The 24,259-nt window shown below is 27.4% G+C and carries 24 protein-coding genes and 1 pseudogene; 6 read left to right on the top strand and 19 right to left on the bottom strand.

Annotation, left to right across the window (positions count from 1 at the left end; all coding sequences use genetic code 11):
• Nucleotides 1-3 precede the first annotated feature (3 nt).
• The 5 genes from ACQPUW_RS01330 to ACQPUW_RS01310 all read right to left on the bottom strand — a co-directional run bounded on the left by ACQPUW_RS01330 (nucleotide 4) and on the right by ACQPUW_RS01310 (nucleotide 5,903).
• Nucleotides 4-792 carry an electron transfer flavoprotein subunit beta/FixA family protein gene (locus ACQPUW_RS01330; protein ID WP_430835695.1) on the bottom strand — a complete coding sequence of 263 codons (789 nt, stop codon included), beginning with the start codon at nucleotides 790-792 and terminating at the stop codon, nucleotides 4-6.
• Between the two features lie 25 nt (nucleotides 793-817).
• Entirely contained in the window at nucleotides 818-2,338 is a 1,521-nt protein-coding gene (locus tag ACQPUW_RS01325; RefSeq protein ID WP_430835694.1) for an L-lactate permease, read from the bottom strand.
• Between the two features lie 231 nt (nucleotides 2,339-2,569).
• Nucleotides 2,570-3,259: a FadR/GntR family transcriptional regulator gene (locus tag ACQPUW_RS01320; RefSeq protein WP_430835693.1), complete on the bottom strand. Its 690-nt coding sequence runs from the start codon at nucleotides 3,257-3,259 to the stop codon at nucleotides 2,570-2,572.
• Between the two features lie 318 nt (nucleotides 3,260-3,577).
• The gene (locus ACQPUW_RS01315) at nucleotides 3,578-4,414 is read right to left on the bottom strand and encodes a YjjW family glycine radical enzyme activase (RefSeq protein ID WP_430835692.1); all 837 of its coding nucleotides are present in this window, start codon (nucleotides 4,412-4,414) and stop codon (nucleotides 3,578-3,580) included.
• Nucleotides 4,407-5,903 (bottom strand): YjjI family glycine radical enzyme, encoded by a 1,497-nt coding sequence (locus tag ACQPUW_RS01310; protein WP_430835691.1) that lies wholly within the window; start codon nucleotides 5,901-5,903, stop codon nucleotides 4,407-4,409. Before ACQPUW_RS01310 ends, ACQPUW_RS01315 begins: the two co-directional genes overlap by 8 nt.
• A 188-nt stretch (nucleotides 5,904-6,091) precedes the next feature.
• Between ACQPUW_RS01310 and ACQPUW_RS01305 the strand changes: the two genes are divergently transcribed.
• Nucleotides 6,092-7,042, top strand: a complete 951-nt coding sequence (locus ACQPUW_RS01305; protein WP_430835690.1) for a D-2-hydroxyacid dehydrogenase — start codon at nucleotides 6,092-6,094, stop codon at nucleotides 7,040-7,042.
• 69 nt (nucleotides 7,043-7,111) lie between these two features.
• On the opposite strand, the gene ACQPUW_RS01300 is transcribed toward ACQPUW_RS01305, so the two are convergent.
• From ACQPUW_RS01300 to ACQPUW_RS01275, 6 genes are all read right to left on the bottom strand, one after another.
• Nucleotides 7,112-8,671, bottom strand: a complete 1,560-nt coding sequence (locus ACQPUW_RS01300) for a ClC family H(+)/Cl(-) exchange transporter (protein ID WP_430835689.1) — start codon at nucleotides 8,669-8,671, stop codon at nucleotides 7,112-7,114.
• A gap of 333 nt (nucleotides 8,672-9,004) precedes the next feature.
• Nucleotides 9,005-9,733 carry a MerR family transcriptional regulator gene (locus ACQPUW_RS01295; RefSeq protein ID WP_430835688.1) on the bottom strand — a complete coding sequence of 243 codons (729 nt, stop codon included), beginning with the start codon at nucleotides 9,731-9,733 and terminating at the stop codon, nucleotides 9,005-9,007.
• A gap of 202 nt (nucleotides 9,734-9,935) precedes the next feature.
• Nucleotides 9,936-10,664, bottom strand: a complete 729-nt coding sequence (locus tag ACQPUW_RS01290; RefSeq protein ID WP_430835687.1) for an MBL fold metallo-hydrolase — start codon at nucleotides 10,662-10,664, stop codon at nucleotides 9,936-9,938.
• Nucleotides 10,665-11,448: 784 nt separating this feature from the next.
• On the bottom strand, nucleotides 11,449-12,462 hold the full coding sequence (locus ACQPUW_RS01285) for a response regulator transcription factor (RefSeq protein WP_430835686.1): 1,014 nt from the start codon (nucleotides 12,460-12,462) through the stop codon (nucleotides 11,449-11,451).
• A gap of 17 nt (nucleotides 12,463-12,479) precedes the next feature.
• Nucleotides 12,480-13,697 (bottom strand): PocR ligand-binding domain-containing protein, encoded by a 1,218-nt coding sequence (locus ACQPUW_RS01280; protein ID WP_430835685.1) that lies wholly within the window; start codon nucleotides 13,695-13,697, stop codon nucleotides 12,480-12,482.
• A 131-nt stretch (nucleotides 13,698-13,828) separates the two neighbouring features.
• Complete coding sequence (locus ACQPUW_RS01275) at nucleotides 13,829-14,416, bottom strand: hypothetical protein (protein ID WP_430835684.1); 588 nt, start codon at nucleotides 14,414-14,416, stop codon at nucleotides 13,829-13,831.
• Nucleotides 14,417-14,640: 224 nt separating this feature from the next.
• Between ACQPUW_RS01275 and ACQPUW_RS01270 the strand changes: the two genes are divergently transcribed.
• Nucleotides 14,641-14,787 carry a hypothetical protein gene (locus tag ACQPUW_RS01270; RefSeq protein WP_430835683.1) on the top strand — a complete coding sequence of 49 codons (147 nt, stop codon included), beginning with the start codon at nucleotides 14,641-14,643 and terminating at the stop codon, nucleotides 14,785-14,787.
• Between the two features lie 58 nt (nucleotides 14,788-14,845).
• On the opposite strand, the gene ACQPUW_RS01265 is transcribed toward ACQPUW_RS01270, so the two are convergent.
• Nucleotides 14,846-15,145 carry a (2Fe-2S)-binding protein gene (locus ACQPUW_RS01265; protein ID WP_430835682.1) on the bottom strand — a complete coding sequence of 100 codons (300 nt, stop codon included), beginning with the start codon at nucleotides 15,143-15,145 and terminating at the stop codon, nucleotides 14,846-14,848.
• Between the two features lie 316 nt (nucleotides 15,146-15,461).
• Entirely contained in the window at nucleotides 15,462-16,829 is a 1,368-nt protein-coding gene (locus ACQPUW_RS01260) for an FAD-binding oxidoreductase (protein ID WP_430835681.1), read from the bottom strand.
• A 255-nt stretch (nucleotides 16,830-17,084) separates the two neighbouring features.
• On the opposite strand from ACQPUW_RS01260, the pseudogene mscL reads away from it, so the two are divergent.
• Nucleotides 17,085-17,525: pseudogene (gene mscL, locus ACQPUW_RS01255) on the top strand (large conductance mechanosensitive channel protein MscL); the annotation flags it as partial.
• 229 nt (nucleotides 17,526-17,754) lie between these two features.
• Here the strand turns inward: mscL and ACQPUW_RS01250 are convergent.
• Entirely contained in the window at nucleotides 17,755-18,576 is an 822-nt protein-coding gene (locus ACQPUW_RS01250) for a nitroreductase family protein (RefSeq protein WP_430835680.1), read from the bottom strand.
• A 242-nt stretch (nucleotides 18,577-18,818) separates the two neighbouring features.
• On the opposite strand from ACQPUW_RS01250, the gene ACQPUW_RS01245 reads away from it, so the two are divergent.
• Nucleotides 18,819-19,175: a winged helix-turn-helix transcriptional regulator gene (locus ACQPUW_RS01245; protein ID WP_430835679.1), complete on the top strand. Its 357-nt coding sequence runs from the start codon at nucleotides 18,819-18,821 to the stop codon at nucleotides 19,173-19,175.
• A 179-nt stretch (nucleotides 19,176-19,354) separates the two neighbouring features.
• Here ACQPUW_RS01245 and ACQPUW_RS01240 read toward each other — a convergent pair whose 3' ends face one another.
• Both ACQPUW_RS01240 and ACQPUW_RS01235 read right to left on the bottom strand, forming a co-directional pair.
• Nucleotides 19,355-19,771 carry a MerR family transcriptional regulator gene (locus ACQPUW_RS01240; RefSeq protein WP_430835678.1) on the bottom strand — a complete coding sequence of 139 codons (417 nt, stop codon included), beginning with the start codon at nucleotides 19,769-19,771 and terminating at the stop codon, nucleotides 19,355-19,357.
• Nucleotides 19,772-20,331: 560 nt separating this feature from the next.
• The gene (locus ACQPUW_RS01235) at nucleotides 20,332-20,559 is read right to left on the bottom strand and encodes a hypothetical protein (RefSeq protein WP_430835677.1); all 228 of its coding nucleotides are present in this window, start codon (nucleotides 20,557-20,559) and stop codon (nucleotides 20,332-20,334) included.
• A 203-nt stretch (nucleotides 20,560-20,762) separates the two neighbouring features.
• On the opposite strand from ACQPUW_RS01235, the gene ACQPUW_RS01230 reads away from it, so the two are divergent.
• Nucleotides 20,763-21,101 (top strand): hypothetical protein, encoded by a 339-nt coding sequence (locus ACQPUW_RS01230; RefSeq protein ID WP_430835676.1) that lies wholly within the window; start codon nucleotides 20,763-20,765, stop codon nucleotides 21,099-21,101.
• A gap of 10 nt (nucleotides 21,102-21,111) precedes the next feature.
• On the opposite strand, the gene ACQPUW_RS01225 is transcribed toward ACQPUW_RS01230, so the two are convergent.
• Nucleotides 21,112-21,855: a hypothetical protein gene (locus ACQPUW_RS01225; RefSeq protein WP_430835675.1), complete on the bottom strand. Its 744-nt coding sequence runs from the start codon at nucleotides 21,853-21,855 to the stop codon at nucleotides 21,112-21,114.
• Between the two features lie 168 nt (nucleotides 21,856-22,023).
• On the opposite strand from ACQPUW_RS01225, the gene ACQPUW_RS01220 reads away from it, so the two are divergent.
• Nucleotides 22,024-22,212 carry a hypothetical protein gene (locus ACQPUW_RS01220; protein ID WP_430835674.1) on the top strand — a complete coding sequence of 63 codons (189 nt, stop codon included), beginning with the start codon at nucleotides 22,024-22,026 and terminating at the stop codon, nucleotides 22,210-22,212.
• Between the two features lie 89 nt (nucleotides 22,213-22,301).
• Here the strand turns inward: ACQPUW_RS01220 and ACQPUW_RS01215 are convergent, their stop codons facing one another.
• Complete coding sequence (locus tag ACQPUW_RS01215) at nucleotides 22,302-22,967, bottom strand: ABC transporter ATP-binding protein (protein ID WP_430835673.1); 666 nt, start codon at nucleotides 22,965-22,967, stop codon at nucleotides 22,302-22,304.
• 2 nt (nucleotides 22,968-22,969) lie between these two features.
• Nucleotides 22,970-24,247 carry a hypothetical protein gene (locus ACQPUW_RS01210; RefSeq protein WP_430835672.1) on the bottom strand — a complete coding sequence of 426 codons (1,278 nt, stop codon included), beginning with the start codon at nucleotides 24,245-24,247 and terminating at the stop codon, nucleotides 22,970-22,972.
• Nucleotides 24,248-24,259: the final 12 nt, after the last annotated feature.

The following is a 24,259-nucleotide window of genomic DNA, read 5'->3' as shown; positions in this document are numbered from 1 at the left end:
CCCTTAAATAAACTTTAATTCCTTTAATTTATTAGTCATTTTTTCACTTATCTCATCTGAACTACCTGTCCACATTTCGTGGTCATCATTTGATTCTGGTGGGAATATTCTTTCAACTTGAGTAGGAGATCCATTTAATCCATACATCTTTTCATTTTTATCATCAAAATCTTTTAAAGATATCATTTTTATTTCTTTATCTTTAGATTCTATACTTCTCTTATAAGAAGGTAATCTTGGTTCAAATATATCCTTCTCTACTGTTATAAGGCATGGATACTTAATATCTACTATTTCTAATGTATTTGGCATATCCATTTCTACTGTTATAAAATCATCATTTACTTCTAATATTCTTCTTACATTTGCAACATGAGGAATTTCAAGATATTCTGCCATTTCAGGTCCAACCTGTGCAGTATCTCCATCTGTTGTTTGCTTACCGCAAATTATTAAATCAAAATCTCCACATTGTCTTATTCCTTGTGATAATGTATAAGATGTTGCAAGTACATCAGCTCCTGCAAACTTTCTATCTGAAACTAGAGTTCCTTCATCAGCTCCCATTGCGAAAGCTTCTTTTATTACTTCCATAGCTTGAGGTGGCCCCATGCTTATTACCTTTATAACTCCACCTTTTTCTTCTTTTATATTTAGTGCAGTTTCTAAAGCATATAAATCATAAGGATTCATTTTTGTATCTATTCCATCCCTTTTTAACACTCCTGTTTTTTCATCAACTTCAACTTTTGATGTTCCTGGTACTTGCTTAATACAAACTATAGTATTCATAATACATTTCCTCCATTTCTTTTTATCACATACCTATTAATGTTCCGATGTATGTTAGTACTCCTAAGAGAATTACATATGAAACACAATACTTTAGTGTTGAGTTTAAAATTTTACCTTCACTACCTTCAAGTCCAGTAGCTGCTGTTGCAACTGCTATACTTTGAGGTGAAATCATTTTACCTGCTGTTGCACCACAAGTATTTGCTGCGGCAAGCCAATAAGGATTTACTCCTAATGATTTTGCTGCTTCAACTTGAAGTCCTCCAAATAATACATTAGCTGAGGTATCACTACCTGTTACGAAAGTTCCAAGAGCTCCAATTAATGGAGATATTACTGGATAGAAGCTTCCTGTTACCATTACTAAAACTAAAGCAATCGATTTTATCATTCCGCTGTATCCCATTACCTTCGCTAGTGCTACTATTGCTATTATTGTTATTGCTGATTTAAACATCTGCTTAACTGTTTGTAGGAAAACCTTTACAATAGCCCCAAAAGAAGCTCCTTGTATTAAACCACCTATAAAGGTCGCTACAATTATTATAGTTCCTGGTGTCGCAAGCCAGACAAATGTATATGGATGCGCTCCAGCTCCTTTGTAAATGCTTGTAGATGTTTGAACTGCTGCTATTGGTTCATATATTGCTGGAAATAATGGACTGACTAAAATTATAAATATAAATATAAGTATGAAAGGTAACCATGCTATGACTCCTTGTTTAAATGAAACTTTTTCTTCTTCCTCTAAACTCTTATCTTTATAAAATACCTTTGCAATTAATATAGTAACTCCCATTGATACGACTGACCCAAGCACCGCAGGTAATTCTGCGCCTAAGTATTTTGCAACAATCATTTGTACTATAGCAAAAGAAAGGCCTGACGCGATAGTTATTCCAATAACTCCTTTTAACCCCTTGAATCCTTTGCCTGTTATCATTACTAGAACGAAAGGCAGGATTACAATGAAAGCAAAAAGTTGAAGTGATATTGTGTAGCTTAAAGGTCCTACAGAAATATCTGACACTTTAGCTAAAGTGTTAACTGGAAGCCCTATTGCTCCAAAGGCTGTTGGTGTTGTATTTGCAATTAAGCATATAGTCGCTGCAAACATTGGTTCAAATCCGAGTGCTGCAAGTATTCCTGCTGGTATTGCAACTGCAGTTCCAAACCCTGCTACAGCTTCTAAGAAGCCACCAAAGCCAAAGGCTAGAATTAATACTAAAATTCTCCTATCGTTTGTAACACCTGTTAGCATTTTCTTTATAACATCCATTCCCTTTGTGTAGATTGAAAGATTATAAGTAAATACTGCCGCTATAATTACTATCATTATAGGCCACACTGCAAGTGCAATACCTTCTAATGCTGCTGATACTGTAATACCAAATGGCATTTCCCACATAAGCATTGCGAGTATCATAGTAATTACCAAAGCTATAGGACAAATTATATGTCCTGGAACTTTAAAGACTCCAAGTGCCACCATAAGTAGAATTATTGGTAATAATGCAACTATAAATTTTAAATAAATATCCATCATTTCCTCCTTCTTATTATATACTAATTAGGTGGTATGACCAATTTTCAATTTCATTGTACTCCTTTATTCTAAGCATTTCCAGTATTGTTATTTTTTTAACTATGAACATTTGTAAACGTATTAAGTACAAATAAAGGAGTCGCCTTTAGCAACTCCTCTTTAATAACAAATTGTGAACTTTACGTTTCCATTAGTTTCCTTATTAAATTGTGATTTTTTTAACACTATCTATTTAATATACTCTTTTATTAATTCAAAATGCTCTTTAAGAGCTGTATAAGCTTCCAAAGAATTTCTGTTTTCTAGTGCAATATATACTCTTTCATGTAATTTTAATAATCTCTCTTTATTATCACTACTCTCTAGAATATTTTTTCTTGAGTCAGTTATAAACTTATCTATTACCTGTGATAAAACATTTAAAAGATTTGTTATAAGTGGATTATTTGCAGCCTTAACTATAGTGTAATGGAATTCCTTATCTATAATTACATTATTGGATTCTATATCACTTTCTTTAAACTTCTCTATTAATTCCTTTAAAGTTTTAAGTTCTTCTTTTTTTATTCTTTCAGCTGATATCATTATTGTTGAAAGCTCTAAAACTTCTCTAAGCTCATATATATCAATAGCTGAACCTTGTTGTAGCATAAACATCATTGATAATGGCTCTAAAAGAATTTCACTAAAATCATTTTTTATATAATTTCCTGCTCCTTGTATACTTTCTATAAGGCCTATAACCTCAAGAGATCTTATAGCCTCTCTTATAGAAGCTCTACTAACATTCAACTCTTCAGCCATAGCTCTTTCTGTTGGTAACTTATCCCCTATTTTAAGCTCGCCCTCTTCAATCATTTTTTTTATACGCTCTACAACTTGTTCATAGACCTTTGTATTCTTCGCTGGCGCGTCCATACCTTTTCATCTCCTTGTACGTTCTCTATTTTGATCATACTATATTAATTTATAATCTTTATTCTATTAATTTATAGTGATTATTATATTAATTCATAGTGCTTATCATATTAATTCATAATTCTTATTATAAATTAATATTGCCATTTTTGTATTACTATAATATTAACATGATTATAACAAAAACAAATTTTTATAACTAATGATATATATTAATGGATATTTTATTTATTTAATTAACTTTTTTATAAATTGTGGATAAATTTATCAAGACAATAAAAGAATAACCCTCCAAATTGGAAGGTTATTCTCTATAAGTTATAATATCAATATTTCTTTACACCCATTTTTAATAGCTATATCTTTTAAATAATTCATATATTCATCTGTTGGAGTTTTAGAATTAACCTCATTTTTGCGAGCTCCCATAGGTCTATATTTTATAAGTTTATATCTTATCTTAGGATCTAAAGATACTAAAAGATTACTTATCTTAGATACATTATTCTCATTGTCTAAAAGGTCTGGAACTATAACAGTTCTTATCTCAAATAATTTGTCTATACTAGCTAAATACTTAGCATTTTTAAGAACCATATCATTTTTCCTCTTAGTTAACATTTCATGCTCTTTTGAATCAAATGATTTTATATCTAACATAACCTTGTCTATAAGATCTACAAATTCTTTATCTTCAGAAAAGTCTAAAGAACCATTGGAATCCACAAAAATACTAAGTCCTAATTCCTTAACCTTCTTAAATAACTCTACAAGAAAATCTCTCCAAAGAGTACACTCTCCCCCTGATACAGTTATTCCAGATATAAATGGCTTTACCTTTAATATCTCACTAATAACATCATCTACACTCATATATTTAGTTCTTGGTCCACAACTATTCGGACAATTTTCAAGACATAATCCACAATTTTCACATTTATCTTCATCCCATTTTATAGCACCATTTAAAAGTTCTACAGCACTATGTGGACATATATTTACACACTTACCACATGCTATACAAGTTTTTATAGTTTCAGGATTATGGCAGTATTTGCAGTTAAAATTACACCCTTGAAAAAATATTGCAGTTCTATTTCCTGGACCATCTACTGAACTAAAAGGAATTATCTTATTAACTAATCCCTTAGTCATTCTCTCTAACCTTTCTATCTAAAATCCTAGAATTTTTAACAGCTCCAAGCCCCAATACTACAGTATCTTGAAGTACTTGTTCTCCCTCTTCTAGTTTCTTTATATCAGATAGCTTAACTAAATATCCAGTTATTCTTATTACATCACAATCTGAAGAATATAATGAGAAATATCTCATACCTTCTTTAAATGCCCCATTTATTATATCAAGAATAGCTTCTGGATTTTTCTTTGCTGTTGATTCAAATGGGAATATATCTCCTATACCTGATGGGAAATATTTATGGAATTTAGCACTTTGTAGAAGATGAATAGGTAAATCTGGTTCTTCTCCTATAGGTATTCTACAGCCAGGACTTGTACCATTGTCTGTATCTATCCCAACTTGTGCATGTAATAAAAAGTGTCCATCTGTAATAGCACAATATTCATTAACTCTGCTATTTACTATCTCATACATTTTATCTATTATCTCTAAACCTAGTTTGTTTGCTTTTTCGCTATGTCCAAATCTATCTTTTAATTCTGTTGCATTAAGTAGATTATTTACACACTCTGCTAATCCAAACATTCCAAACATAGCTGTAAATCTATCTTTGTGTATTAACCCTTCTTTTACTAAGAAATTAGTTTCAAAGAAGTTGCTCTCCTCTACTATAAACTTTATTCTCTTATCTATATAATCACTCATTTGATCCATAACATAAGGTAATACACTATTTAAGAAATCTTCTTTAGATTTAGCCTTCTTAGATGCTCCATAAAGATTAAGTCTAACAAGAGTGTAACTACCTCCACCTATGTATAATCCGTTATAACAACTAGCTATTGCATATTTATATGGTGCAAATTCCTTTGAGAACATCTCATCATTTGCAAAGCTTGGTTTAGCTGTAACTAAAGCTGTATTTATAGAATCTATAGCAAATTCTTTTGATGTTTCTTTACCATATTTTAAAGTTATATTTGGTATTGCAGTTTCAAGCTCTCTTTGCGCCTTTAATATAAGTCTTCCAGCTTTTGTTTCTATAGGACCTATATTTGCATGACAGAAAGAATCAGTTATTGTTCTATCTATTTGAAGTAAAAATAATTTTATAGCTCTATAAGCCTCCTCTTCATCAACTACAAAAGGCTCTAAAAGAGTATCAATATTTCCTATGTATACTGGCATAGAAGTTATAGATGGTACATGCTTGTACAAAATAAGTAAATTAGTTGTAGCTTCCCATATATCCTTTGGTGGATTTAGATTAAGAAATTCACTTCCTTCTTTGATAAATTTCTCATAATCTGGACAGATATATCTAGGTCTATAAGGTGCATTTCCTTCGTATAAATCACATATTACACCTTCATCTCTTAAACTTTGAATCTCTTTTGAAATATTTAGTACATCTAATGAATTCTCAGCTTCTCTAGCAAGAGATAAAACTTTTTGCTCATAAGTTAATGTTTTATCCTTTATTATATTTAAAGTATTATTCAAGAATCCTCAACTCCCATTTATAAAATTTATTATGTATTATTGTATATGCAAACCCTTTATTATGCAAACCTTTTCTAAAGCTATAACATATAATAGCCTTGGATATAATAACTTTATCTCTTTCTTACTATTTATAAATGCTATAATTACTTATAAATAGGTATTTAGGATTAAAGGAGGTTTATAATATGCATAAAATTGCAGTCTTAATTAGTACTGATGATTCACAAAAAGAAAAGTTTAAAAAAGCTTGTGGCAATACAGAAATTGTTTTTAGAGGTGGAGAGACTCCTGTAGGAGACCTAAATCAATATACTATAATAGTTGGAAACGTAGACCCTAAAAAGCTTAAAAAAGCTACTTCTCTTAAATTTTTACAACTTTGTAGTGCTGGAGCCGATAATTATACAGATAGAAGTATATATGCAAATAATGATGTAATTTTAGCTAATGCATCTGGTGCTTATGGTTTTGCAATATCTGAATATATGCTTGCTATGCATCTTAGTATGATAAAAAAGCTTCCAATATATCGAGATCATATGAAAGAAGGGTTATGGGAAAGTGCTGGCTTAATAACTTCGATTAGTGGCAGTACAGTAATCTGTGTAGGTATTGGAGATATTGGTTCAAGATATGCTAAAAAACTTAAAGCTCTTGGAGCATATGTTATTGGAATTCGTAGAACTAAAGGTGAGAAACCAGACTTTTTAGATGAAGTATATACTCAAGATGAATGTAAAGATGTTCTTTCTCGTGGAGATGTAATTGCGCTATCTCTTCCAAATACTAAAAAGACAGATAGATTCTTATCAAAAGAAACTATAAATTCTTTAAAAGATGGTGCCTTTGTTATAAATGTTGGTCGTGGCAACTCTATAGATACAGAAGCTCTTTGTGATGCTCTTATATCAGGTAAATTAGGTGGTGCTGCTTTAGATGTAACAGACCCAGAACCTCTTCCAAAGGATCACAGATTATGGAGTATACCTACTGCCTTAGTAACACCACATATAACTGGTGCATTTACTCTACCACAGACTAAAGATTTTATTTTTGATATAGCTTGCGAAAATATAAAGCAAGTATTAGATGGGAAACTTCCTGAAAAAATAGTTAGCTTTGAAGAAGGCTACTAAAGATATAAATAAAAAATTAAAGGTGATAGCTGTAATAAAGTTATCACCTTTAATTTTATAAATATAAGTTTACGATAGTTTACATAAAGATTCTAATTGCTCTCTTAAATTAGATTCATCACCCTCATCTACTAAAGCTGTTATAGTATCTCCTGCTCTTATTATAGTATTTCCATTAGGAATTATTTCTTCTCCTGCTGTCTTAACAGTAATAACTAATGCGTTATCCACTAATTTAATCATTTTTAATCTTTTACCAACAATAGGTGAACCTAAATCCACAACATATTCAACAACAGATTTCCCTGCATCCTTTTCAAGATTATCATTTTTTTGATATGCTATTCTAAGTTTTAATAATGACTCATATACTGGCTCACTTCCAAGTAAATCTGCAACTAAATATGCAACACCACAAACTACAGCAAGTGGTCCAAGCTGAGTAAATGACCCGCTCATTTCACATACTAAAACAAGTCCTGTTATAGGTGCTCTAACTATTGATGCAAACATGCCTGCCATTGCAAGAAGAATAAAGTTAATTATAAATCCACTATCTCCTCCAAGTATGTCCATTGATACCTGTCCAAATATCACTCCAACTAAAGCTCCAAGTGTTAATAATGGAAATAATATTCCTCCTGGAATACCAGATGCAAAACTAGTCATAGATAATATAAATTTACCTACTAATAATATAACTGCAAATTTTAATACTACTCCATTTACTAAAATATGATTTATAAGATCATTACCTCCACCTAAAACTTCTGGAAGGTATAGTCCAAATATTAATACAATTGCAAATGGAATCATCATTCTTACCTGTAAAGACACATTTATCTTTTTATAGATATCTATTGTTTTAAGTAGAGTACTATTATATAAGGCTCCACATACTCCAACTATTATCCCAAGTATTATTAATAATATGTAATATTGATATGGTAATACTAATAATTTATGTACATCTAGAATAGGTTGTCCACCAAAGAATATCCATGTAACTAAATCTGAACTCACACAAGCTGATATAGCTGATACAAATAGAATTGGTGAAAAGCTTCTATGAACCTCTTCAAGAACAAACATTACTCCTGCAAAGGGAGCATTAAATGCAGCTGCAAGTCCAGCACCTGATGCTGCTGATATTAGAAATCTCTTTTCAAGTTTTAATCTTTTAGTTATATTTCCATAAATATGTGCAACACTAGCTCCTAATTGAATAGATGGTCCTTCTATTCCAAGTGATAATCCAGCACCAATTGCAAGAACACCACCTACAAATTTTCCTATAAGAACTTTAACTGGATTTTTTATATCAAAATATCCCTTTAATAAACCCTCAATCTGTGGAATACCACTACCACCTATCATAGGGTCATGTTTTAGAATAAGTCCAACTGCATATCCTATAATTAATAACACTATAAGCCCTAAAATAATATATATTTTATGAGTTCCCATAAATTCATAAGCTTTTAAACCATAGCCTCCGAAATACTTAAGTACAAGCCTATATAAAGATACTATAAGTCCTGCAATAGCTCCAACTAAAACACTTTCTAATACAGTTCTTAGCTTTAAAGCTTGTATCACCTCATATATATTAGATGTTTTATTATCCATTACTATCCTCCTATAATTTCTTATAGATTAATTATATCCCCGATGTAAGGTTTGACTCAAAGACTATACTATTAACATAGGCTTAATATTTGGTGAATAACTTAAAGAACTTATTAAAATATTTATAGATAAATATCTATTATTCATATTTAATCATATATAATTAAATTTCTTTTAACTATAAAACTTTTAATTTAATATATAATTTAACATTTTATAACCTTTAGGAAAATTTAATTATATTCCAAAATTCATATTAATTCCTACTATAATTTAATATAAAAAAATACCCTTATCTATATTAATAAAGGTATTTTTTATGTGAATTTTATTTTAAAACCAATATACTATAGCTTGTCCTATAAATTCTCCAAGGCCTGTCTTTTTACTATCTAATATAGTGCTAAAACTCTTATCTTTTATGTAAACTTCGCTAAGCCTTTCAAATTCTTCAATTGAAAATATAGAGAAAGTATCATTCATATACTTTTGAAAATCCTCCATAACTACTTGTGTCTTCTTACTTTCTACTCCATAAGGCATTACCTCTACAAATGAATCATAAATTTTTTCACCCTCTGTCTTTATTGCTAATAAATTTGATTCCAAAACATCATCCCCTTTGCTTTTCTTTGCTTTACTATTTTTTAAATATTCCTCTTTGAATTCATCAATCCTGCATGTTTCCTCAATTCTTATTACCCGATTTTTATTAAAATCTTCTAGCATACTTTCTTTAAATTCTCCTAAAAGAGCACTATCAATAGAATCTATAAGTCCTTCTAAACGTTTTCTCTTATTGTGTAAAATATTCTTATGCTCTTTAAGTATGGCTTCTTCTTTAAGCTTTTCTCCATCTAATACTTCTTTTATTTCCTCAATAGTAAAATCAAGTTCTAAATATAAAAGAATCTTCCAAAGCCTCTCAACATCCCTATTACTATACTCTAAATATTTCTCTTTCGTACTTTCACTTGCTACAAGGAGCCCAATGTCATTATAATGCTGAAGTGTCCTTTTACTGATTCCTGCAAGGCTTGCTACCTCATTTACTAATTTCACATCACTTACCTCCCTAGTTTAATATAGATTCATCTTATATAATTCTTAAATCTACATAAATTACTATTTAATATAGATTTATACTATATATTTTATAAATACATAAAAGGATTAAGCTTTTAGATAGCTTAATCCCATTTAAACAAATTCAAGTTCTTAAAATGTACTTTGTATATCTTCTGATGTTCTGAATATGTCTTTATTAGTTTATATTTTCTATCTTAAGCTCACTCTCTAAATATTCAATTAATTCTTTTTTAGTTGTATACTCACTATGTCCTTCAATACATATTTCAAAATCAATATTTTTTAAATCCTTAATTAATTTATATAATTTCTCCATACGGAAATGTGGCTCTCCGTTATACATATCTTCACAACAAGCATCCCCTAAAAATAAAACCTTTTCTTCAGGAATATAATAAATTGTAGAATCCTTAGAGTGAGATCCTCCGATTCTCATAATTTTACAGCTAACTCCGCCTAAATCTAAAGTTAACTCGTCATCAAAAACTATATCTGCTGTTCTTACCTCTATGTAACCTCTATCGTCATATTCTTTTTTTATCATCTTATCACAAAATTCAATTTCATGACCCGTTTTAACTCTATCTTCCATGGATTTATCATCCCACTTCCATAAAGTCATTCTTTTAAGCTGATTGTTGGTAACTCTACTTGCAATTGCAGTTGTTTTAATAGAAGAAAGTCCAAAAGTATGATCCCAATGCCAATGGGTAATACCTACATAATTTGGATACGGTAAATTATTCTTTTGAGTTTCCTCCATAAATGCTCTTACATGCTTATCTGAATTTCCAGCATCAATCATAAGCGAATATTTATCTCCTCTTACATAACCTAATACTGGTCTATCTGTTTCTTCATTGTGTGGTAAGTAATATATTCTATTACTAAGTGATACTAACACGTCTCTTCCCCCTAAATACTTTAATTTTATTTAACTTAATTCTATATTACTTTTCTATATTAGATAGTACATTATTTAGAATTAAAGTTTATAGCATATTATTTTTAAAATACTTATTTAGCTTTAAATATATAAGTATTTTAAAAAGGCTCTGCCTTAAAGTAATATTATAACAAAAATATTTCTTTAACCGCAGAGCCTTTTAATCATTTTACTTCTATAAACTACTTCTATAAAGTTTATCTAATCCTCTTTATAAGCCACCTTAATCCCCTTTATCCAAAGAGATAAATTTACTTCTGTATACATTAGGATAATAATAAACTACCTGCAGTTTCAAGATACATATTTATAAATTGTTTGTCACGTTCTTACCTTGGAATTTCACCATCTATAATTAGCTTTTGAGACATTGAGTACCCACTAAAAGCTTTAGTTGTAGCCTCATCCAAAAACTTCGCAAGATAATAAAATTTAACCAATAGATAATATAAACTCTTAATAATACCTTTAAAGCCTTTTCCTAAATCGCTAATCCAATTTCTTATATTTCAGAATATTGAAAAAATTTATCCTTCAGTAATACGTTTACTTAAATTAATTTTTCTTATATATTTATACTACCTCAATTTTTTTGATTTCTTTAATACTTAATTGCCCACTTTAGTATACTTTTTTTCTAAATAGCTTAATTTTATGTACTTTTAAAATCTAATGATATTTTTTTATCTAAGTATGTTAATTTTGTACCATATATTTTAAAAATAAGTTTTGAATTTATAAATTATGTATTCTTAAATTTTTCTCTATATTCTAGTGGTGTCATTCCTTCTATTTTCTTAAAAACCTTACAGAAATAATTTGGTTCATTATATCCTATATTAAAGGTTAAATCACTTATAGAAATATTTGTATTAGATAACATATACTTAGCCTCTTCAATTCTTCTATTGGTAACATATCTATTAAAATTAGTTCCCATATGCTTTTTAAATGTCTTACTTAAATAAGGTGTACTAACTTTAATATGATTTGCTACATCTTGAAGCATTATATTACTTCTAAAGTTTTTCTCTATATAATTTAAAATATATTTTAATTCATAGTCACTACTTCCATCTTCTTCACTTATTAAAATATCAAATAAATCATCTAATATAGTTATTAAATTATTCTCTATATCATTTATGCTTGTACAACTTCTTAAAGTATTCTTATATTCTATAGCCTTATTTATTTTATTATTTCTAAAGGTGACAGCATCATTTATATCGCAAAGTATCTGCTCATAATAATCCTTAGCCGCGCACATACTAAGTTCTTTTAGATTGATTATTAGCTCGCCTAAGTTGCCCTTAGACTTCTTATAATCACCTTCTCTTAAACCTTCAAGAAAATTATTCTTATTTCTATCAATACAATAATCTTTATCAGTATTTATGAATTCATCTAATACCTCAACTATTTTTTCAGCTCTAATAGGCTTTAAAATATAATCATCTACCTTTATCTTAAGTGCCTTTTTAACAAATTCAAAATCATCATAAATACTCATAAGTACTATCTTTTTATCATAATATTTCTTTTTTATAATCTTAGCCACATCAAACCCATTTATTCCTGGTATTGATGCACTTATAAATATAACATCTGGATTTAATTTTTCAGTTAGATTTAAAGCTTCTTCTCCAGAGTTCGCTACCCCAACAACACGAGCATTCTTAAACTTTTTATTTATGATTATCTTTAATGCTTCTATTTCTAAATTCTCATCATCTGCAAGTATTACATTAATCATAAGACTCCCCCTATTTATCACTTATTCAAAGGAAATTTTATTCTTATTATTGTTCCTATATTATCCCTACTGGCTATCTGAACTCTATATTTTTCACCATAACAATTTACAAGCATATCATTTATACCATATATATTTGCTCCTATAGTTTTCTCATTATAGATTCCATTCAATATATGAAATAATTCATTTTCCGAAATGCCTATTCCATTATCTTCAATTGTTATTATGGCATTATTTTCTAAAACTTCTCCATTTATAGATATAGTTCCTCCTTCAATTTTAGGGGCTAATCCCTTTGTTATTGAATACTCTATAAATGATAGTAAAACCATTGGAAGTATTTTTATATCTTTTATATTTTCGTCTATATTAATATTATATTTTATTCTATTTCCAAATCTTATTGATTGCACTTTTAAATATGTAATAATATTCTCTATATCTTCCTCTAATGTTACTTCACAGCCTATATTTTTTGAAGAATATCTAGTTAAATCTGCTAAGTAATGGCTCATCTCTTTAACCCTTGGTGCATCTTCAATGACTGCAAGATTAGATATAGAGTTTAATATGTTAAGTTCAAAATTTAAATTAATTGGAGTTTGTAATAGCTTAAGATTAGAGATGATTAATTCATTTTTAAGCTTCTTATTCTCCTCAATCTCTCTATGCAATTTTATATTATTAAAGTTTGCCTCTTCTTTTATTAATTCTAATTCTGATTTCTCTACTAATTGATTTATAAATATACTTACTAATGAATGTATAGATTCTATCTTTTTATAATCTATAAATTTAGTTTCATCATAATATTTCTTTAATTTATCATTCTTTTTTATAAGTTTCATGCAATCTCTAGATTCTTTTATTGTATCAATTTCATCATTATTTGTTCTTACCTGCCCAAAAAAAATAGCTCCAATATAGTGGTTATTAATTATTATCGGTGTAGCTACATCAACTAATCCAGCTGGGCATTTAAAAACATATGGTTTCTGCCTTATTGCAGCTTCAAGCCCTGCATGTGCATTTGCTTCGTAGCACAGTTTCATTCCCTCTTCTGTACTTCGCATTTCTTTGCAAAAATCACAAAAGTTTGAGTATTCGTTCATAGGCTCTCCTCTAAAATCTACTATATTAAAAGCAAGTCCAGTTATCTCAGCTAGCCTATTTTGAATACTTTCTAGTAAGTCTATATCTATTAAATTTTTTAGTTTTTTAATGCTACACATTTAAAATCAACTGCTTTCTTGAAAGTATAATTTTAGCATTTTTTCAATAAATAATTTAATATAATTATCTCACACTACCCTAACCTGTCAAGCTTTACACTAATTTTATTCCATGTATAAAATATCACTATTTACTTATTTAATTTCTTTTTGTTATGTAGATTAAAGCTTATTAACCCTATATAAAATCCAACGAAATTTAATATAACATTATTAATATAAAATATATCTAATCTAGATATATAATTAATATAATTTATTACTAAAATATATATGAAAAAAATTATGATTAACCAGACATTAGTAATATTTTTAAAATTTAATTTCATTGCAATTCCAATGGGAATATAAGCTATTAAATTTCCCCCAATAATAGTAATTATACTTACCAAGTGACCTATACCTGGGCTATTTCCATCACCTAAACTCATAACTTGTCTTACATATAAGTGATCCTCTTTAAATATAACCATTATTAAGAGTAAAAAATATGATATAAAAAACATATTTAATTCAAATTTAGTAACTTTTTTATTTATGATAATACAAATAAATAAATATATTATACTTCCAATAAAAATCTTTAAGGCTAATAAAGACACATCTGAAGTAACTATTCTTAATCTAGCAAATATATTATCTAGGCAAAGATAAAATATTAAAAATGTAATACTAATAGAAAGTATAAATATTATTGTATTTTTTAAAATTTTATTCATCCTTATGTCACCTCCTAACCACAAATATTAGGATATCACATAATTAATATTTTTTTAACATTTGTAATACTTTTTTCACATTTGAAATACATTATAAAGACATTGTCTTTCCATATAATAAAGAATTACCTTACATAAATCATCTTTAATATACATATAATGAAATTTTTTAAACTAATAATTATTCTATATAAACTATATTTATAATTTAGGAGGATATGCTTTTGTATAAAGGTGAAGAAGTAACTAAAGCCTTATCAGGACATAATTTTGGAATAATTGATATAATATTTATTTTAGCTATTATCTTTGTTATCTGCTTTGTAGGCTACAAAGTTTATAAGTTAAAGAAAAGTAATAGAAAACTGTAAATAAAAAAGCCTTAGAATTTAATATAACTAAATTCTAAGGCTAGGTAATTAAAATTAATTATCTCTTAATCTCTATGATGTTTGATATAATTCCTTTACATCTTCCACATGCAGTACCTGCTCCAGTAGCTTCACCAACTTTTTCAACAGTATCTGCACCATTTTTAACAGCATTTACTACTGTATCTACTGATACATTTTTACACTTACAAACATTTTGTAGTAGTGCTTCTACCTCTTTAAGTTCATCAGCATTTTCAATAACTATATCTGATATTCCTTTAAGTTCTTCTATAGTTCTAGCTCCTTGTGCTTGAGCCTTTCTAACCTTTAAGTATTTTTCCATATCTAGTTTCATATATATACACTCTCCTAATTTCTAACTTCATCATTAAATATCCTAATTATATAATAGTGATTATTATATAATATCTATATAATATACCATAAAATATTTAATTTTAAAATATAATTTTAAAAATTATATAGTTATTTATCGAATTAATATGACTAAAGTTAGTGCCATAACTTAACAGTCGTAATTTTTTGTTTTATTAAAATTCCCTACATATATAGTATGTTTAACATAAACTTTTTTAACGCTTATCAAAATTTACTAGATATCTTAAATAAAAAATGCTAGATTATAAATCTAGCATTTTTCTTATATTATTTTATATATTTTTATTGTCTACTGTTATTCCTTGTGGAAATTCAAATATATTTTGTGGATCATATTTCGCTTTTACTTCTCTTAATTTTTCTGCATGATTTCCGTAATACTCATCTTCATAATTTGGAAGTTCCGCTATAGGGAAGTTAACAAATGATCCTGTAGTCATTTCTTTCATATATTTAAATTGTTCTTTAACCCACTCCCTGTTTATTGGTGCATATTTATCTTCTTCCCAAACTGATTGTAGTCCCATGATAAATTTAGCATCTCTATAATAAAAAGCTGTAGCATCTTTATCTATATCACATACTGCTCCTCCAAGTCCATAAAATGAAAGAGCTGCATATACTGAACCTTCAGGTCTATCTTCTAGTAATTTAATAAGTTCTCTTATTTCATCTCTAGTATAATCTCTACAAACAAATCTTCCTGTTGATTTATATTTCTCGTAATCTGGATGACTATCTTGTATCTCTCTATTTGCATCCAATACAGTTATATAATCTAAGTCAAAATTCACTCTACTAGTAACATTTCTAAGAGGCTCTAAAGCCTTATTAGCCTCTTCTTTATTACCATAAAATAATCCTGTAATACGTACTCCTCTTCCTTTTTCCTTTGAATTATATATCCCAGTCTTTAAGTTCATACGTCTATCTAAGGTTTTATATGTATTTTGTAGAGTTTCAATTAAATCAATATTCTTTTCAATATCTATATGAGGATACTCAATGCTTATTAATGTGGCCATCTTAATCTTGCTTGGTAGGTTAAATGTCATAGAGGTAACTACTCCAAAGTTTCCTCCTCCACCACCTCTACATGCCCAGAATAAATCTTTATTTTCTGCCTCATTTGCAATTATAATATCACCTTTATAATCTATAAGTTCAACTTCTACTAAAGAATCACAAGCTAATCCAAACAATCTACTTGAATATCCCCAGCCTGCCCCTAAAACAAATCCTATAACTCCAACTGTTGGACATCCTCCACCTGGAAATGGATATCCTAATTTTCCTGTAGCTTCATATAATTCTCTATTACGAACTCCAGCATTTATTGTAACTTTATTATCTTCTTCATCAATATGAATGTTATTCATCTTACTAACATCAATTACTAATACATCATTTCCTGTTGAATAACCTTCATAGTTATGACATCCAGATCTTACTCTTATTTCTACTTCATTTTCCCTAGCCCAGTTTATTGCATTAATAATATCTTCTTTTTCTGTGCAATATACAAATACTAATGGGTATTTTTGAATCGCTCTATTCCAAGATAATCTGCTCTCTTCATATTCAAAATCATCTCTTGTAATTACTATCCCAGTTAGTTTATTATAATCGAATTTTTTCATCTGTCTCACACCCTCTATAAGCAATTTTTTATTTATTATAATGGTATCATATCTTTCTTATATTTAAGCTTAGTTTTTAAAGTTTTATATAAATTTAAAAAAATTATTTTATGCATAATAAGAATTTTAATGTTATAATACCTCTAAGCATTTATTTTTGTATAATTTTTAATTTTATTCAATATTAATTGCAAATTAGATAAAATTAGATGATTATTATACTTTAAAATAATCTTAAAAGAAAGGAATTTTAATATGTGGAATGAATTTAAAAAGTTTGCTATGAAAGGTAATGTAGTAGATTTAGCAATTGGTGTTGTTATTGGTGGTGCTTTTGGTAAAATAGTTACTTCACTTGTTAATGATGTTATAATGCCAATCATAGGTAACTTAGTGGGTAAAGTAGATTTTTCTAATCTATACATAAATTTAAGTGGACAGCACTTTAATTCACTTAAAGAAGCTCAAGCTGCAGGGGTAGCCACTATTAATTATGGTTTATTTTTAAATAATGTTATAAACTTTTTAATTATAGCTTTCTCTATTTTCATAGTTATAAGACAGATTAATAAATTTAAATGTTTAGCTATAAAAAAGAAAGAGGAAGTAGCTACTACCAAAGATTGTCCATATTGCTTTACTGAAATTGATCTAAAAGCAACTAGATGCCCTAATTGTACTTCTATATTAGAAAACTATAATAACAAACTAGAAAATGTTGATTCTACACTAGAAGATACTAATTCTAAGTTAGAGGGTATTGTACATAAAGAATAATAAATAATGCTGTAACATTAAAATGTTACAGCATTATTTATATTACCAGAACTTATACGTGTAATGTAGAGTTCTATAATTTGTGATTTTTATATTTTAATTTAAATATAAGTACTGATCAATGCTATCAATTTTTAAAGATCCAATTTTACTTCCATGATATAACTGCATCTTTTCTAGGTACAGTTCTCTTATATGTTACATTTGGATATCCAATTACCATACAAGTAACTATTTGCTTACCTTCTTGTAATCCTAGGAATTCTCTAATCTTCTTATCATCATTTGAAGCTCTTACAAAAAATCCACTAAAGAATGTTCCAAGTTCTAATGCATCTGTCATAAGCTCCATATTTGAAGAAGCGAGTGCAGCATTTACTGGTGAATCTGAAACAACAACTATAAGAGCTGGTGCTTTGAAGAATAAGTTATCTTCGCCATCAGGGTTTTCTTTATGATTATTATACATTTGTAGCCACATTTGTGCATATCTCTTATATTGTTTATTTTGTTCGTCTTTGCTATTTAGAATATATTCACCTAGGTTTTTAAGACTCTCTAGCACTAATCCTCTTAATTCCTCTATGTTGTCTTTTACTACTATATATGAAACATTCTGGCTGTTACTTCCTGTTTGAGTGAATCTTCCAGCTTCTATAATCTTAAGTAGTTTTTCATCTTCTACCTTTTTATCTTTAAAGTTTCTTATAGTTCTTCTAAATTTAATAAAGTTAAGAAGATTTTCTGGTTCTATATTGAATGTTTCTTTATCATATTCTTTTACATCATCCATGTTATATTCATCTGTAGATACTGCATTCTTTGGACAAATTGCTATACAGTGTCCACATTTAATACATGTTACATTATTAATTTCAGCTTTTTTATCGACTATTTTGATATCATTAACAAAACAATCCTTTGCACATAGTCCACAACCTATACACTTTTCCTTATCAACTTTCATCATATCTCTAATACACTCCTCTTAATATGTCGTGTAACAACTACACAAAATACATATTTATAACCTTAATTTTAATTTTCACTTCTAAGTCTATAAATGATTTACTATTAAAATAATATTTATATAAGCTAGCTTTACAATGATTACTTTTTTATATAAGCTATTATAGTAATTCAATTAATATAAAACAAGTACTGAAAGTTTATTAAGTAGGTAACAAAAAAGTTAGTAATGGAGGTTTACTTATGTCAGATTGTCATATAAAAAATTATTCTGAAAGAGAGTTTGCAATAAAATATGCTCTAAATATATTAAATGGAAAATGGAAATTACAGATTATGTGGGAAATTTCTAAACTTGGCACTGTGAGATTTAATGAATTACAAAGAAATTTAGATGGTATTTCTAGCATTATGCTGTCTCGCTCTTTAAATGAACTTAGTGAGCATAATTTAGTTTCAAGAAAACAATATAATGAGATTCCTCCTAGAGTTGAATATACATTAACTGATCTTGGTAAATCTTTGTGTCCTGTACTTCATGCTCTTGAAGATTGGGGATATAAAGTATTTAAAGAATCAAATACCGCCAGTGGTAAATAAAATTCATTAAACACAAATCCTTAATGATTCTTTGTCCAAGAATTAAATAATATTAGTTATAAACAAAGCAAACTCCTCTCTTTTATAAATTTTGAGAGGAGTTTTTTATTTAATACTATATTTTTCTTACATATATTTTTTTATCAATAATACTTGCAATATTTGAAAATTTTTTATCATTATTTCATTCTTATCTTTTTAACTTTGCACTTATTTTTTACGAAAGCTTCTGTTCCATCTTCGCAAGCTGTATCGTAATACTTAACTTTTTCATTTACTTTTTTAAGTTCTTTCATAAGTTGAGATATCTTATCTTCTACTGCTTTTTTGTGATCTGTAACTATAGTTCTTCTAACTTCTAAAGTTGAATCCCCTTCTTTTTTAAGATCCATATAAGTCTTTATATCCTTAATTGGCATACCAGTATTTTTAAGACAACAAACTATAGAAATCCACTCTAAATCATCATCTGAAAAAACTCTGTTTCCAGCTTTATCTCTACTTACGGTTGGTAGGAGCCCTTCCTTCTCATAGTATCTTATTGTGTATGTTGATAAATTTGTTTTATTTGCTACTTCTTTAATTGTATATTCCAAAAAGCTACCCCTCCCTTAATTATGACTATATCATAATATATTAGAGGAATTTATAAGTCAATTAGTAATTTTAATTAAAATATAAATAAAATTTATAAATAAACAAATTTTATTTATAAATCTAATTCTCAAAATATTTATCATAAAATTTATTACATAATTTTTCTAAATGTAAAATATACTTATATTAATTCTTTATTTAAGTAATAAAAAAGTTATCAGAATCTACTTATTATAATTTTATAATTCTATTTTAAAATAGGGAGGTTGTGTTTTGTCCGTGATGCAGTGTTATATTTTCATGCTATTTATTCTTGGAACCATGTATTTAATAATGAAGTATATGGGTAAGGATATCCTTGGCAAGATGTCTTGTATATTCTTATCAATCTTTGGCTTGTTATTTGCATTTTATAATTTATTTGAGCTTCATTTTGAATTTTTAGATCTTATACACAAAGCCAGTAACATAATAAAATAATATATAAATTATTAAAAAGGTTGTCATGTTGACAACCTTTTTAATATGTTAAATCCTTAAATATTCTAAAATCCTTTTTCTATTTAAAGATTGTAATCAATGAAATTACTAATTTAATAGATATAAATGTACATCCAAAAACAAATATAAAATTGCTACATTTATTAATTAAATTTGCCTTAGAGTATAAATTTAATGATTTAAGTATTCCATTTACAAAAGCAAATAAACCACATATAAATACTATCATAATCAAAAACTTTAAATTTATTATATTCATAGACATCACAATATCTAGCTTATTCATAATATCACCCCTCTATAAAATATATGATGATATTTCTTTAATTAATCCTTTTTCATTTAAATAATTATGTAAATTATTCTTTTACTAATGAAATCATATTTTTAACCTATTTTTTACATTATTTCTTTCTATAGTAAGTTGAAATAACTATTTAAAGGAGTATAATATCATTAATTAAACTATTTAATTTAGGAGAGATACAAATGGCATTTATGAACTTCTTCAAAACTGAAGATGAAAATGAAGATAAGAAGCAAGACAACAGACCTATTGGTGGATTTGATAATTGGGAAGAAGCATTAAAATCTATGGTTAATGACCAAATTTCTAAACATGAGGATTCTATAAAAAGTGCTTTTACTGAAATATCAAAAGATATGAATTTAGATTCCATAACTGATATAGAATTTAATAAATTACTAGAAGATAAAGCTACATATTTTGAGGAAAACAAAAAAAGTTTAGAAGATAAATATGATGAGAAAGATTATGATAAACTAATCTACAAATTCACAGAGGATATAATAAAAGAGTACAAATAAATTGTACTCTTTATTCTTTATACTCTCTAAAAAATATATTGCTTGGCTGTAATACTCCATCCTTAAATATATAATTTATTACAACTTCTCCAAAACGTAATGTTGGTGATGCACCTGCAGCTATTGTAGCAATTAATTTATTGTTAGCCACATCATAATTTATAATATTCCCAAAATAAACATCATCAAACCATAAATCTGATTCTGATTTCTTTATTGATTTCTTAAATAGCTTTCTATTAATATCAACTTTAATATTAATATTGTTATCTTTTTTAGTCATTTGTGTTTTGATATTTTTAGATATTACTTTAAGTGGATTTATAACCTTTATTTCATCTAAGCTATTCAATCTAAAAACATGTACTTCTTGTGTATATACTCCTGTTCCATGTCCTGTAGTTATTATTATAATTAATTCCTCTACTCCATCACTATTTATATCACTTAATATTAATAGTGGCTTAAAGGATTCGCCAATATCAACATGCCAAGAAAATTCTTTCTTTTTATCATTTACCTTAAGCATTATTTCCCTATACTCTCCATTCTTTTCTACAGCCTTTTCTGAATCTAAAGAGTATAGTTCAATATTGGCTTCTGGTATCTTAGCCAATAATTTATTATCTTTTTTATAATTAATGCTCACTCCTTGTATATCATGCTTATATGAATCATAATAACTTAAGCCCGATAATAAGGGTGTTAAACTTATAATAATTGTAAGTAACCCTAATCTTATATTGCAAAACATACCGATCACCTCAATATATTTTACTCAATTTAATACTAGTAAATTCAAATAAAAGTATTGTTAATAAACTTTTAAATTTAATATTTTTCTCTTACATAAATGTAATTATATATAATTAATGGTATTATTAACATAAGAATAGATGTATCTATTAGGAGGAATAAAATAATGAAAACTAATAATATAAAACAAAAACTTCCTGCTATAATATTATTAATTGTAACCTGCATTCTAATTGTGCTGTCATTTATAGGAATAAACTTTGCAGAATTACCTGTATTTATTTTACCTATTCTTCTATTCTTCTTCCCTCTAAAAAATGATAGCCAAAATACTCATTATCATTTGTTAAAATAATTATTATATTATTTATCTTAGATTTAAGATTAAAATAACTATACTATAAAATTTCTATAGTATAGTTATTTTAGTTTAAAAAAGATTTTTTATATTATTTTTCCATCTTGTACATGTATTATTTTCTTGCAACTTTCTGCTATATTTAAATCATGAGTTACTATAATTATAGTTTTTCCTCTCATGTTTAAATCTTTAAGAATCTCTATTACTTTATCTCCAGTTTTTTGATCTAATGCTCCTGTAGGCTCATCAGCTAATATTAATTCAGGATTCTTTACAATAGCTCTTGCAATTGCAACTCTTTGAGCTTGTCCTCCTGATATTTCATTTGGATACTTATAAGCCTTTTCTTTAATATCTAGTTGCTCTAAAACTTCTAATACTCTTCTCTTTATCTCTTTCTTTGATATCTTTTGATACTCTAAAGGTAATGCTATATTATCAAATACAGTCATATTATTTATTAAGGCAAAATCCTGAACGATAAAACTTATATTTTCTCTACGAAATTTCACTAATTCTTTTCCTTTACTTCCATTTATCTTTTTATTATTAAATATATACTCACCTTCATCAAAAGTAATTAAACCTCCCAATATATTTAATAATGTTGATTTTCCTGAACCACTTTTACCTATTATTGCTACCATATCGCCCTTATCTATAAATAAATCTAATCCATTTAATGCTATAACAGTAGAATCATCTTTCCCATACTTCTTTATAATATTTTTTAATTCAATAAAACTCACAACTATTCCCTCCTTAATAATTTATCTGAATCTAGATTCTTTATACGATAAGCTATTGTAGCACTAGTTATAATTGCAACTATAAATGCTAATGCTGATAATAATAAGAGGAATATATAACTTATACTTATTTCTTTTCTTAATAAATATCCACTAATGCCTAGCGATAGTAATATTACAATAAATGTTTCTAATAAATAGGTTACCATAATATGTTTTATAGATGCTCCCTGCAATATCTGAATTAAATATCTTCTCATATTTTTTTCTATCTTATTATGCATATTCATTATAAATGTAAAAATACAAAAAATGGTCATTACTACTAGCATAATAAATATTATTTTAACCGCTTGCTCTGATTCCCCTTTAAACATCGAAAGTCCATTTGTTGTAGCTGTTATTGAAGGATCATATTTCATAAAATCGTATCTATTACATATGTCATAGATATTTCTTGTAATATCAATATTATTTGAATTAATAGAGGCTATAATATTAGCTCCACTTAACATCTGTGAATAGACACTAGACTGATTAAATTGTTCTTCACCATCTTTAGCAATATATTTAAAATCTGCTAATGGTAGGATTACCCTATTGTCTAAAGGCATTGAATGTTTATTATCATTAAAGATAGTGGAATCCTTTTCTAATATTCCAATTACTTCTCCTTCCATCTCCTTTCCAGCATAGATATACTTAATTTTTTCTCCAATATTAAATATATCTTTATAATTATATCCAAGAATTATTGGTAATTTATCTGATTCAGATTCTAGTATATAATCATCTTCATTAAAGCTTCTACCATCATACATTTTAAAATTAAAATATTCAAAACCTGATCTATCCATCTGATAACTAGCTAAATTTATTGAGCTAAAATCATATGATTCACTAGATATAAACTGATTTATATCTTTATCTTCTACACCTCTTTTTTCCATTTCATCACGCTTAATAAGCATATCCTGTTCTGCATTATATTTGGTATAAATATAATCATCTTGATTTCGCAACTCATTTATAAACGCCTTAGCATTCTCTAGACTTCTAGCATCACTATTTATAAGTGGTGGCTTATAAAATGCTAATTGATAATATATTTTATTGTCTTTTATATACTCTTTATAATATTCTTTAAAACCCATATCAAAAAAACTATTACAAATCATACAGATTAACCAAAAACAAATTGAAAGTTGAAATATTAATATAATATTAGATATAAAACTTTGTTTAAAATTCCATATAACTTCTTTAATTACTCTTCTCATATATATCACCTA

Origin of the sequence: Clostridium sardiniense (assembly GCF_050584765.1) — a bacterium.
GTDB lineage: Bacteria > Bacillota > Clostridia > Clostridiales > Clostridiaceae > Clostridium > Clostridium sardiniense_A.
The sequence above is the reverse complement of the archived record's forward strand: the minus strand, read 5'-3'. Positions and strand labels throughout refer to the sequence as shown.